This window comes from Coriobacteriia bacterium, assembly GCA_018368455.1.
Taxonomy (GTDB): Bacteria; Actinomycetota; Coriobacteriia; order Coriobacteriales; family UMGS124; genus JAGZEG01.
Genome location: JAGZEG010000007.1, coordinates 104086 through 115872, shown reverse-complemented (window position 1 = coordinate 115872; position 11787 = coordinate 104086). Strand labels below are relative to the sequence as shown.

Sequence of the window (11787 nt, the reverse complement as noted above, 5' to 3'; positions counted from 1 at the left end):
CTATGGCCATGCTTAGGATGGTGCTTCTGCGCCACTCGTTTTCGATGGGCAACGCCCGTCGGCAGTTCAGCGGCATGGGTGACGTCGAGCTGGCGCCCGAGGGCATCCAGATGGTCTGTGACTATCGCGAGCAGGGCGTCTACGAGACGTATGCCTCGACGCAGCGCTATTACTCCTCGCCGCTGCGGCGGTGCCGTCAGACGTTCGAGCTTGCCTTCGATGGGCGCAAGCAGCTCGACGGCGTCGTGGGAAGCCTGCACGAACTCGACTTCGGGGAGGCGGAGGGCACGTCGCTGGAGGGCGACGACATGCGCGCATTCTTTGAGCGCTGGGCAAACGGCGAGCCTGAGCCTGCGGCGCCGCACCTCGAAAGCCTGCGGCACCTGTGCGATCGCGGGGCGATCGTCGCTCGTGCGCTGGCCCTGAGCTGCGTGCGCGATGGCGTCGAGAGCGTGACGCTTGTGGCGCACTCCGCTGTGTCGCGCGCCCTCATCGTGGGGCTGGCAGGCCTGCCGTTGCAGACGTTTCTCGAGATGCAGATGCTCAACGCGCTGGGCTACACGCTGACGCTCGACGTCGACGATGCGGCCGCTGCCGCCTTCGAGCTTCCCGCGGGCCTGGCGACTCCACCCGCACAGACGCCTGCCTACGACCCCGATGCCGTGCGTGCCGCTGACGTGGCCTTGCTGGCGAATGCGCCGCGACCGCCCTATGCCGACGTCCGCCTCGTTCGCGCCGTTCCCTATGGCCCCGGTTCCGAGGGCCTGCGCACCATCACGTCGGAGATGTAGCCGCAACCTCGGGCGGACCCCGTCATTTCGGGCGATTCTCTGGGCGAGGGGCATGGGCGGGATGCCGAACACCCCGTCCGGGCGTCAGAGAATGCCCATGCCATGCCTTCTTGGCCAAAACTGCCATGCTTTGCGAGTCCCCGAAGGCCGAAAAGCCTATCGGCAGCGGAAAACATGCAGGTGAACCTGGGACGCAGGACGGCTAAGGGGGCTTTTGAGGCCCGAAGACGCCAAACCTCCTCGCAAAGCAGGGGTGTTTTGACCAACGGAGGAGCTTTCCGTCCTTCTCTGGGCTAGCGGCGTCGCAAGAGGGCGCTTTTGCGTACGCTGAGCCTGCCGCAGGGCGCTATGGACGCGCGGAAGAGGAATCGGGCCATCGTAATGCAGACGAGCTAACCCCTCGCGCGTCTCGCCGCTAGGCGGACCACCCGCCCCGCCCGCCACCGGCGCGCACGCAGTCCATGAGCTCCTGCTGGGAGTGGACGCCCATCTTGCGGTACACATGGCGCACGTGCGTCTTGGCCGTGTTGCGCGAGATGGAGAGCTCGTCCTGGATCTCGGGGCCGCTGCGCCCGAGTGCCAGCAGACGCATGACCTCCGCTTCGCGCTCTGTGAGGTCGAACGTCTTTGCGGCGGCCTCGCACGCCTGGGCCACGAGCTTCGAGGCGTCGACGGTCTTTTCCGGCGCGACAGCGGGCACGATCTCGGCGAAGCTGCGGCTGAACGAGAACCCGCGCAGCCCCACGAGCAGGTAGCCCACAAAGCCCACCATGACAAGTGCGTTCACGATGTTGGCCGCATGCACGGCGCTCGTGCTGGCCGTCAGCGCGAGGTGACCGATCTCCGAACCCACGGCTAGCCCGACGGCCTGGAACACGTAGCCGATGCCGAACACCCACAGCGACCCGATGGGGTTGCACATGCCGGCAAACGGCAGCGCCATCCACAGCAGCATCCACGAGAACGATGCGCCTGCCAGCGAGATAGAGGCCGACGCGATTGCTTCGCCGTCGGAGAGCGGGCGCAGCATGAAACCGCACAGCATCATGAGCGACGCGACGTACAGCAGCACGTCTTCGTGCGACGTCGCCTTGGCGTGGCGCAGCAGCAGCGCGGCGCCCACGACGACGATGATCGTCTGCCCGATGTTCGTCGCCAGCGATAGGCTCGCGCTCTTCTCGACGAGCGCGACGCCGTGGATGAGCTCGAACAAGCCTACGAGTACGAAGATGCGGTGCGTTGGCGGCAGATAGGACGCCGGCTCGGTCATGGCGCGCTGCGTCGCTCGCTCGCCGGAGATCTCCTGGCGTAGGTAGGGCGCACCGAGTACGGAGGCCACAGCAAGCGCGGCGAGCGGCGGCACGATCGTGAGCGGGATGGCGACCTCGGCCGGCGGGTGCGGCAGCACGCAGCGCAGCGCGACGCCGATGGACTCACCGAGCACGGCGGCGACGACGAGGTCGCGGCGGTTGCCCAGGGCGCACAGGGAGATGCCGACGAGCACGACGGGCCACGCGCAGAATAGGTGCGCGACGCAGACGCCGACGGTGGCAAGCGCGATGCTGCCCATCTTGAGCCCCGCGAGCCACGTGAGCTTGCCGACCACGATAAACGCGGCGCTTGCGACGCTGAGCGCCGCGGGCCGCACGACTTCGGGGGCACGCAGAGCGAGCAGGGCGATGAGCGCGTACCCGGTGGCGGCGCTCATAGACTGAAGGAAGTCGGCCGGGGCCCACTGCGCGCGCAGCATGGGCAGGGCCGTGTCCGTGAGAAACCACACGTGAACAGAGATGGCGACGAGCCCGATGACGCCGAGTGCCACCCGCATGGCATGCGACGCGCGCATCCGCTCCAGCATGGCGGGGGCTTGCGCCACAGAGGGGCTCTTCTGGATGGGGTCGGCGGGCATAGATGCTCCCTCGCTCCTCATATCTCTCGTCAGGCGGTGCCGATTCCTCGGCGACCGTCACGGTTTGCGTGCTCTCATTTTACGCCTGCGTAGCCCAAAGCGGGGGAGCGCCGAGGCAAAAGCCAATCCCACCAAAATGGTCGTCAGTCTAGAACCCGCAGGTCAGCGATGGGGTGAATTGCGTTTCACCCAGGGGTGAGGCCACAAACACCCCGTCGTAGCCTTCCGCGGGCCCCGTCGCCGCGCCTAGAGTTCGAATCGCACGGCACGAGCCGGGCACGCCGCCTTCCCCGCGGCGCAGCGCGCGACACGGACGTCACTACCAAAGCGACGAGGGGCGTCCGGGCATCGCAAGCGCGCCGCAGGGACTTCGCACCAGCGGGCCCCGTACGGGGAGGCGTCGCGTCGGGCTCGCGCCACACACAAGGGAGACGCGGCTGGCACAGCACGAGGCCGGCACGCGGATCGACACCGTATCCGAAAGGGGTACTTCGAATGAGCGACCTGTCCATGACGCGCAAGGGCTTTGTCACCGCTGCGGGCGCTGCGAGCGTCCTGGCCGCCTGCGGCTTCGCCGGCAAGAACGTTTATGCCGCCGAGTCCTCGGCCAAGGCTGACGCGCCTGTCGAGTACGCCGCCTCCGCTGACGTCATCGTCTGCGGCGCCGGCGGCGCTGGCCTGAACGCGGCCTATCGTGCGCTCGAGCTCGGCCACAGCGTCATCGTCCTCGAGAAGTCCGGCTTCACGGGCGGCACGCTGCAGTACTCCGAGGGCGCCTTCCAGGCCGTGTGCGACGACGAGTTCGCGCTCGACGACGGCACGAACCCCGTCACGAAGAACGACACCGTCGACCTGTTCGCCGAGAACTGGCTGGCCATGGCTGACCAGGACTGCGACGAGGTGCTCATCCGCACGATGTGCGCCAAGTCGGGCGAGGCGCTCGAGTGGGTCAAGAAGAGCTTCAACTGCTCCGTCCACAGCACGGCTGGCATCCGCCCCGTGCCGTTCGTCCCGCAGGAGACGATCGCCGACCGCATTATGTATCTGTGCGACCCGGCCGACCCGGACGGCACGTATGGCCACGGCGGCAAGGTCTGGATGGACAACGCTGCCAAGGCCGTTGAGGACGCCGGCGCCACGATCGTCTTTGACGCCGAGGTCGTCGAGTTCATCACCGACGCCGAGGGCACGGTCGTTGGCGTGAAGACGCTCGACGGCAAGGCCTACGAGGCCACTCAGGGCGTCATCTGCGCCACGGGCGGCATCGACCGCAACGAGGTCATGGCCAAGCACGTGAACCCCTGGCATCACTGGATCCAGAAGCGCCAGAACATGACGATGGTCGACGCCAACACGGGCGAGGGCATCCTGGCCGGCATGGCCATTGGCGCCCAGTGCGCGTTCCACGGCACGGACACGAACCCCGCGTACTTCTGGATCGGCACGAACAAGCACATGATGAACGTCATCGCCGTTGGCCCGCGCGGCTACCGCATCGCCCGTGAGGACACGACGTACGGCTACTGGGCACGCTGCCTGTACTGGAACTCCCGTCAGGAGGGCGGCTTCGACGGCGACTGCTGGATGATCTTCAGCGACGACAACTTCGCCGACAACGCCTCGCTGCAGGACGAGGAAGCCGTGGCCGCTTGGTATGAGGATGGCACCCTGGTGAAGGGTGAGACGGTCGCCGAGCTCGCCGCTGGCACCGGCCTGCCCGAGGAGGCCCTGCAGACGACGCTCGACGAGTGGGCCGAGTGCTGCGAGAAGAAGGCCGACCCGCGCTTCGGCCGCGAGGACGCCTTTGACGGCCTGACCGCCCCGTACTACGCCATGAAGATCATCTTCAGCGACACCGGCGCGTTCGGTGGCATGGTCATCGACGAGAAGTGCCACGTTCTCGACTACGACGGCAACGCGATTCCTCACCTGTTCGCGACCGGCAACTGCTCCGCTGGCTGGCTGGGCGACTTCTACTACGGCTCCGGCACGTGCCTGATGGCCTGCGCTGTCCACGGCATGATCGCCGCCGAGTCCATCGACGCCGGCGACTACGAGGCCACGGGCTCCACGCCGATGGTCGCCAACGGCAAGACGGTCGAGGGCGCCAAGGATGAGGAGACCGCTCCCGCCGCTGACGCCTCTGCTGTGGCCGACGGCACCTACGAGGGCGCCGGCAAGGGCATGGGCGGCGACGTGCCCGTGACCGTGACGGTCTCCGGTGGCAAGATCACCGAGGTCGTCGTCGGCGAGAACTCCGAGACGCAGGGCATCGGCACGAAGGCCATCGAGCAGCTGCCCGCTGCCATCGCCGAGGCCGGCACGACGGAGGGCGTCGACACCGTCGCTGGCGCCACGATCACCTCGAAGGCCATCCTCGAGGGCGTCGCCGCTGCTCTTGCCACGGCGTAAGCAAGCGTAGCTTCACTGCACGGCATCATCGGGACCCCGGCCCGCTTTTGTGGCCGGGGTCCTTTGTGTTCGGCGCACCCCCACTCTCTTCATGTCTGTCGACATTCCGTAGGAAATCGTACAATGGCGTAATGTTTGCCAGTTTTTGGGTGACGTATCTCAGGATGATTCGTATGCTGGCGAGCGGCCATTTTTCGGCACCGCGTCTCTGGCTGGCACATGCACGGTTTCGGTCTCTCGAGAGTGGGGGCACGCAAACATGAATGTGTATGACACGCGCTTCTTCCGAGTTCTTCCTGAGCGTCTCTCGCAGGTCGACGCTCCGTTCGTTACTGACTCTGACTGCGAGCGCACCTTTTTCGATACGGTCGGGAACGTCCTAGCGGGCAGCCGTTTCGACGAGGAGGCCGACTGCCTGCAGCACGGCACGACGACCATCCTGCTCCACAGCATCGCCGTTGCCCACGTGTGCTGCCGGACGGCGCGCCGCCTCGGCTGGACGGACCACCTGTTCGAGCTCGAGCGCGCGGCCCTGCTCCACGACTTCTTCCTCTATAACTGGCACGAGCCCGGCCCCGGTCGAGAGATGCACGCGTTCATGCACGCGACGCGCGCCATGCGCAACGCCCGCGCCGCCTTTCCCGACCTCTCGCTGCTCGAGGCCGACGCCATCCGCAACCACATGTTCCCGCTGACGCCCGTTCCTCCGCGCTATCGAGAGGGCTGGCTGCTGACGTACGCTGACAAGGCATGCGCCACGTACGAGACGTCCGTACGCCGCGGCCCGGCCTACCCGAACCTGCGCGAGCTGTGCGGTTTCTACCTGCCGGGCCTGCGCCTCGACATCGCCGAAGAGGCCGTGCGCATTGCGCCTGCTTCGAGCGCCCGCCGCACGCCCTCGGTCGAGCTGTAGCTCGCCTTCTCTCCGACGCAGCGTGCCATGATGACAGACGACATTCTCACCCAGCTTGCCCAGTATGTGGTCTGGTTCTTCCTGTATGCCTTCGTGGGCTGGGCATATGAGGTCGTCTACTCGCTCATCAAGCACGGGCGCTTCATCAACCGAGGCTTCTTCTACGGTCCCGTGTGCCCGATCTATGGGGCGGGTGCCCTTCTGGCCATTGCGCTCGTTGGCCGAATACCGAATCCCGTGTTCGCTTTTGCCGTGGGAGGGCTCTCGGCGGGCGTCATGGAGTTCGTGACGTCGTGGGTCATGGAGCGCATATTCCACGCGCGCTGGTGGGACTACACGGGCTGGCCGCTTAACGTGCAGGGGAGAGTCTGCCTCGCGAGCGTCGTGACGTTCGGTGTCATGATGTTGCTTGTTTCTCATTTCGTGCAGCCCCAGGTTGAGCGGGCGACGCAAATGCTGTCCTTGCCGGCGCTCTACACCCTGGCGTCCGCTCTCTTCGCTGTGTTTGCTGCCGACTTTGTTCTGAGCGTCGTGCACATGCAGGGGCTTAACCGGATGCTCGCCCTGCTCCAGGACCGCGTCACGTTGCTGGCGGCTGACGCGTCGACGCGCATGTCCGACGCCGTCGACGAGGTGGCGCTGCGCGTGTCCGACGCGCTCGAGTGGGCGGAGGACGCGTCTGCCCGGGCGAAGGCGAGCGTCGAGAGGGCGAAGAGCGAGGCGGCGGACGCGTGGGCCGACATCAAGGCCGCGACGAGCGTGGAGGAGCTCTCCGAGTCGCTGCGCGCGATGTTGCCGCGGCTTGGCCGGACCCGCGTCGCAGGCCGTGAGCTGGGTGACCCTGACTTTGCGCCCACGTCTGCGCGCGAGGCGTGGGAGCTCGTCAAGGCCGCCATGCGCGACCGGGCGCGCCGAAAATAGGGTGCTTCTCGCTACTCGTTTGCGATGTTGCCGGTCAGCGCGTTGAGGATGACGGACGTTATGCTCACGATGAGCGCACCGAGAAACGCCGCGAGGAAGTCCTCTATGTAGATGCCCGTGTGGAACAGCGACGTTGCGAGCCACGACGAGAGCTCGAACATCACGGCGTTGACGACGAGGGCGAACACGCCGAACGTCAGGCACGTGAACGGCAGCGACAGCGTCTGAAACAGCGGTTTTATCGACATATTGATGATGGTGAGGACAAGACCGACGAGCATGACGGCGACCCAGGTCTGACCGAGGGCGACGATGCCCGGCACGATCCACACGGCGACGCTCACGGCGAGCGACGTGATGACCCAGCGAAGTATGAACTGCACGTAATCCTCCTTTTGCGGGGGGGGGATTCTCCAGCACCTCTCCCTCTTTTACCCAGGCAAACGATCTTCTTCACGCGCGCTGGGCGTACACTGGGACCATTACGCGTGGCGTGCTTGTCGAGGGCCGGCGCGTGCGAACGCAAGGGGTGGCGAGGCCTGCATGGTCCAGTGGTGGGGCGCGGCGTGGAAAAAGGCGGGAAAGGCTCTGGGCCGCCGGCCCTGGATCTCGCTGGCGCTTCTCGGCATGCTCATCGGGGCGGTAGGGGGCGCGGCTGCGGCTATCTTGACGCTTGCCTGCTCGCTTGCCATGCGCCTGTTCTCGAGCTTTCCCTGGCTGTCGTGGCTGCTGCCGCTCGCCGGCCTGCTGACGGTTGGGCTCTACCACGTGCTTGGCATCTCGTGGCGTGCGACGACAAACACGGTCATCAACGCCGCTCGCCATGACGAGCTTGTCAGGGGCTGCCTTGCTCCCGCCATTCTCGGCGGTACGTTCCTCACGCTGCTTGGCGGTGGCTCGGTGGGCAAGGAGGCGGCGGCGTTGCAGCTCGGTGGCTCGCTCGGAAGCGTGCTGAGCGAGCGGGGCCTTCGCTGGCTCGGCAGAGACGTCCCGCTGTCGCGCGGGCTTGCCGTGCGCTGCGGCATGGCGGGCGCGTTCGCCTCGCTGCTCGGCGCTCCGCTGGCGGCCACATTTTTCGTCATCGAGGTCACGCGCGTGCGCCCGCGCCTGCGGACGTCGCCGTTTGTCCTGCTCGCCGCCGTTGCGGGTGCCCTCGTTGCCGAGGTGAGCCCCGTCGGCTCGCCGTGGGTGCCGCTTGCCCCAGCCATCCCCACGTCTGCGGACATCGGTGCCTCCATGCTTGTGACGCTGGGCTGTGCCTTGGCGGCCGTCGTGTTCTGTCGCAGCCTCCAGCTGCTGCGTGGCCTCCCGTGGGGGCCGCTCGAGGCGCCGTGGGCGCACATGCTGTTCGGCGGCGTGCTCATCTCGCTGCTCGTGAGCGTTGTGGGCCTCGGTCCCTACGCGGGCACGGGCGAGAACTTCATGGAGGCGGCGCTCGCCGGGAAGGCGGCGCCGTGGGACTTCTTTCTAAAAGGGCTGCTCACGGTCGTCGTGCTCGGTGTGGGCTACAAGGGTGGCGAGATCATGCCCATCATGGCTATCGGGTCAACGCTCGGCTGCGCCGTGGGACTTGCTGGGGGCGCGGACCCCATCGCCTGCGCTGGCATCGGCCTCGTCGCCATGTTCTCTGCCTGCACGAACTCTCCCATCTCCGCGACGCTGCTCGGCATCGAGGCGTTCGGGCCGGTTGCGTGGCCCGCCTACGTCCTCGCGGCGTTCACGGCCTACCTGCTCACCGCCCGCACGGGGCTCTACCCCTCAAACTGCGCTCCGTCGTATCACGCGCTGCTCGAGTCGTGGGGCGCCGTCGTGGATGCAGGGCTGTCACGCTTGAAAAAGGTCGTGGCGGAGCTGCGCAAGTAGGCACCGTTGTGGGCGCCTCGCCCGGGCCATCGCCGTGCTTGCGTATAATGCAAGAGCTGCCCGCTCGCCGTGGCGCGCCCGTTATGGGCCGTCCTCGTGCACGTCGCGGGCCTCTTGTATCTCATGATCCATGTGCGGGCGCGACTCCTCGTCACGTGCGTTCTCGGATCGTCAGAAAGGACGCCCGCCATGGATGTGGACTTCGCCGACATCGCTCACCTCATCAAGCCCTCCGCGGCTCAAGATGGCTCGCACACGCTGTTGCTACCTGTGTTCAACACGCAGGTCTCCGTCAAGGCGTTCCCCGGCTCCCAGAAGCTGTCGGGTGCTCAGCTGGACGAGGCCCTTATCGCCGTGCGCGAGCTGTGCCTCGAGTTCGAGCTCTCCCTGTCGCGCTTCCGCCCCAACTCGGAGATCTCGCGTCTCAACGGTGCGAAGGGCGCGTGGGTCGAGCTCTCTCCGCGCACGCTCGACCTCGTTGAGAAGTCCCGAAAGTACTGCGAGGCGAGCGGTGGCGTGTTCGACGTCACGATGGGTTCCGCCACGTCGCTGTGGGATTTCCACGAGGGCGTCATCCCGTCGCGCGAGGCGCTCGACGCAGCGCTCAGGCATGTCGACTATCGCATGGTCGAGGTCGACCGCGCTGCCGGCAGGGCTCGCCTGACCGATCCCGACGCCATTATTGACCTCGGTGGCATCGCCAAGGGCTATATCGCCGACGAGATGGCCGCCCTTCTGCGCGAGCACGGCTGCGATTGCGCGTTCGTCAACCTGGGCGGCAACGTGCTCACGATCGGCACGCGTCCTGACGGCGCGCCGTGGCGCATCGGCGTGCGCGATCCCAAGAACCCCGCCACGCTGCGCGCCGTGCTGCCCGTCGTCGGCAAATCCGTTGTGACGAGCGGCCTGTACGAGCGTAACTTCACGAAGGACGGCGTGTTTTACCACCACATCCTGAGCCCGAAGGACGGCATGCCCGTCAAGACGGACGTTGGCGGCTCCACGATCGTGTCCGACCTGTCGCTTGACGGCGATGGCTACTCCACGACGCTGTTCGCCCTGGGCGTCCAGGGCTCTCTCGAGTTCGTCGAGTCCCGTCCCGAGCTCGAGTGCATCATCATCGACGTCGACGACAACGTGTTCGTCTCGAGCGGCCTCAAGGGCGAGGTCAAGCTCGTCGAGTCGCGCTAGGAGGGGCCCGCGCCTATGTGGCCGCGCCTGCGCATAGACGACGTTCGGTCGATCCTGTACTACCTGGGCACGATGCTGCTGATCATAGCGGCGCTCATGGTGGTGCCGCTCGTTGCCGCCTTGCTGCTCAAGGAGTGGAACCCTGCCATCTCGTTTCTGCTGTCCGCCAGCGTTACGACGTGCGCCGCTCTGCTGCTGCGCCTTGCAAAGCCAGCAAAAGTGGGCCTCACGCACATGCAGGCACTCGTCATCACGGGCCTCGTGTGGGTGTTTGCCGGAGCGGCGGCGGGCCTGCCCCTCTACTTCTCCGGATCGTTTGCCAGCTACTTTGACGCGCTGTTCGAGTCGGTGTCTTACTTCACCGGCACGGGCATGAGCGTGCTCAACAACCTCGGCAAGCTGGCTGTGTCCTACTCCATCTGGCGCGCTATGCTCGTTGTCGTCGGCGCTCAGGGCATCATCGTCGTCGCGCTGTGCCTTGGCACGATCTCGCGCTTCTCCGGTGCCGGCCTGCTGTTCAAGGCCGAGGGCCACAGTGATAACATCATGACGCAGATGGGCGACACCGCGCGCTTCATCGTCTCGTTCATGGGCGTGCTCGTGGCGCTTGGCACGCTGCTGTGCACGTTTACGCTCATCACGTCGTGCGGGTTGTCGTTTGGCACGGCGCTGCTGCACGGTTTCAGCCTGTCCGCCACGTGCATCGCGACGGCGGGCATCTGCGTCATGCCGGCAGGCGTGGCCTACTACCACTCGGCGACGCTCAATCTCGTGCTCATCATCCTGTGCCTCGTCGGTGCATTCAGCTTCGCGCTCTACTACCACATGGCGCGCAAGGGGCCGCGCGAGTTCTTCCGCGACATCGAGACGCGAACGATCATCGCTTGGCTCGCCATCGTGCTTGTCGTGCTCGCCATCGCCTTCGCGCACGACGACTACTTCGGTCGCGTCGATCTGTTCCTGGACAAGGGCGTGTTCAACCTCGTCTCGGCCGCCACGTCAACAGGGTTCTCCACGATCACGTCGGCTCAGATCTCGTCCGTCGCCTCGTCGGGCCTCGTGTTCGCGCTCATCATGGGCATGGCTATGGGCGGCGCCACGTCGTCGACGTCCGGTGGCTTCAAGGCCATCCGCCTGGCGCTGTTGCTGCGCACGATCGGCTCGGAGATCCGCCGTGCTCTGCTCCCTCAGCGCGCGCGTGAGGTCATCCGCTTTCACCACCTGGGTGACCAGGTGCTCACTCCCGACTTGTCCCGCAACGTCATGATCGTTTTCCTGTTGTACCTGCTGTCGTTCGTCGTCGGTGCCGTCGTGGGCGTGTCCTACGGCTACGACCCCATCGCCGCGGTGCTCGAAAGCGTGTCATGCACGTCGAACTGCGGCATCTCCGCGGGTATCGTAAGCTCCGGCATGCCGCTTGGCCTGCAGGTCTGCTACTTTGTGCAAATGCTGGCTGGCCGTCTTGAGTTTCTGGCGCTGCTGACGACCATCGCAAGCGTCGGTGGGTCGCTCGGCCACGCTGTCAAGAGCTCTGCGGCGGGGCGGGCGCTGGCTTCGTCTGTGCCGGCAAGCGTGCGTCGCGCGTGGCGCGGGACGAGGGGAGGCGAGCGCTGATGGCATGGGGGTCATCCGACGACCGGGCGCGTCCGGAGGCGGGCCGCTCGAATGCGGGCCGCTTCGGCCACATCGCTCGAACGGGGCTCACGCTCGTCGCCTACCTGTTCGGGGTGACGCTGCTGCTCTACCTGTTGGCCTTCGTCGCATTTCTGGTGGCCTCGTGATGGGCG

Annotated in this window: 10 protein-coding genes; 8 read left to right on the top strand and 2 right to left on the bottom strand. The window is 66.4% G+C overall.

What is annotated here, in order from left to right; genetic code table 11:
* Positions 1–2 precede the first annotated feature (2 nt).
* Entirely contained in the window at positions 3–791 is a 789-nt protein-coding gene (locus tag KHZ24_05990; GenBank protein MBS5450748.1) for a histidine phosphatase family protein, read from the top strand.
* A 415-nt stretch (positions 792–1206) separates the two neighbouring features.
* Here the strand turns inward: KHZ24_05990 and KHZ24_05985 are convergent, their stop codons facing one another.
* Positions 1207–2700 (bottom strand): helix-turn-helix transcriptional regulator, encoded by a 1494-nt coding sequence (locus KHZ24_05985; GenBank protein MBS5450747.1) that lies wholly within the window; start codon positions 2698–2700, stop codon positions 1207–1209.
* Positions 2701–3195: 495 nt separating this feature from the next.
* Here KHZ24_05985 and KHZ24_05980 point away from each other — a divergent pair, with 495 nt between their 5' ends.
* The 3 genes from KHZ24_05980 to KHZ24_05970 all read left to right on the top strand — a co-directional run bounded on the left by KHZ24_05980 (position 3196) and on the right by KHZ24_05970 (position 6946).
* A complete protein-coding gene (locus tag KHZ24_05980; GenBank protein MBS5450746.1) occupies positions 3196–5112 on the top strand; it encodes an FAD-dependent oxidoreductase in 1917 nt (638 codons plus the stop codon).
* A 259-nt stretch (positions 5113–5371) separates the two neighbouring features.
* Positions 5372–6025, top strand: coding sequence for a phosphodiesterase (locus KHZ24_05975; protein ID MBS5450745.1), 654 nt, complete (start codon positions 5372–5374; stop codon positions 6023–6025).
* Between the two features lie 27 nt (positions 6026–6052).
* Positions 6053–6946 (top strand): hypothetical protein, encoded by an 894-nt coding sequence (locus tag KHZ24_05970; GenBank protein ID MBS5450744.1) that lies wholly within the window; start codon positions 6053–6055, stop codon positions 6944–6946.
* 11 nt (positions 6947–6957) lie between these two features.
* On the opposite strand, the gene KHZ24_05965 is transcribed toward KHZ24_05970, so the two are convergent.
* Positions 6958–7329 (bottom strand): phage holin family protein, encoded by a 372-nt coding sequence (locus tag KHZ24_05965; GenBank protein MBS5450743.1) that lies wholly within the window; start codon positions 7327–7329, stop codon positions 6958–6960.
* A 160-nt stretch (positions 7330–7489) separates the two neighbouring features.
* Here KHZ24_05965 and KHZ24_05960 point away from each other — a divergent pair, with 160 nt between their 5' ends.
* The 4 genes from KHZ24_05960 to KHZ24_05945 all read left to right on the top strand — a co-directional run bounded on the left by KHZ24_05960 (position 7490) and on the right by KHZ24_05945 (position 11781).
* Complete coding sequence (locus tag KHZ24_05960) at positions 7490–8809, top strand: chloride channel protein (GenBank protein ID MBS5450742.1); 1320 nt, start codon at positions 7490–7492, stop codon at positions 8807–8809.
* A gap of 189 nt (positions 8810–8998) precedes the next feature.
* Entirely contained in the window at positions 8999–10000 is a 1002-nt protein-coding gene (locus tag KHZ24_05955; protein MBS5450741.1) for an FAD:protein FMN transferase, read from the top strand.
* A gap of 15 nt (positions 10001–10015) precedes the next feature.
* Entirely contained in the window at positions 10016–11614 is a 1599-nt protein-coding gene (locus KHZ24_05950) for a TrkH family potassium uptake protein (protein MBS5450740.1), read from the top strand.
* Positions 11614–11781, top strand: a complete 168-nt coding sequence (locus KHZ24_05945) for a hypothetical protein (GenBank protein MBS5450739.1) — start codon at positions 11614–11616, stop codon at positions 11779–11781. The genes KHZ24_05950 and KHZ24_05945 overlap by 1 nt, the downstream gene beginning before the upstream one ends.
* Positions 11782–11787: the final 6 nt, after the last annotated feature.

Bases quoted from the DNA above. Each gene is read 5' to 3' on its own strand.
- KHZ24_05975 (MBS5450745.1), top strand. From the start codon at position 5,372: ATGAATGTGTATGACACGCGCTTCTTCCGAGTTCTTCCTGAGCGTCTC.
- KHZ24_05985 (MBS5450747.1), bottom strand. From the start codon at position 2,700: ATGCCCGCCGACCCCATCCAGAAGAGCCCCTCTGTGGCGCAAGCCCCC.
- KHZ24_05990 (MBS5450748.1), top strand. From the start codon at position 3: ATGGCCATGCTTAGGATGGTGCTTCTGCGCCACTCGTTTTCGATGGGC.
- KHZ24_05945 (MBS5450739.1), top strand. From the start codon at position 11,614: ATGGCATGGGGGTCATCCGACGACCGGGCGCGTCCGGAGGCGGGCCGC.
- KHZ24_05970 (MBS5450744.1), top strand. From the start codon at position 6,053: ATGATGACAGACGACATTCTCACCCAGCTTGCCCAGTATGTGGTCTGG.
- KHZ24_05980 (MBS5450746.1), top strand. From the start codon at position 3,196: ATGAGCGACCTGTCCATGACGCGCAAGGGCTTTGTCACCGCTGCGGGC.
- KHZ24_05955 (MBS5450741.1), top strand. From the start codon at position 8,999: ATGGATGTGGACTTCGCCGACATCGCTCACCTCATCAAGCCCTCCGCG.
- KHZ24_05950 (MBS5450740.1), top strand. From the start codon at position 10,016: ATGTGGCCGCGCCTGCGCATAGACGACGTTCGGTCGATCCTGTACTAC.
- KHZ24_05960 (MBS5450742.1), top strand. From the start codon at position 7,490: ATGGTCCAGTGGTGGGGCGCGGCGTGGAAAAAGGCGGGAAAGGCTCTG.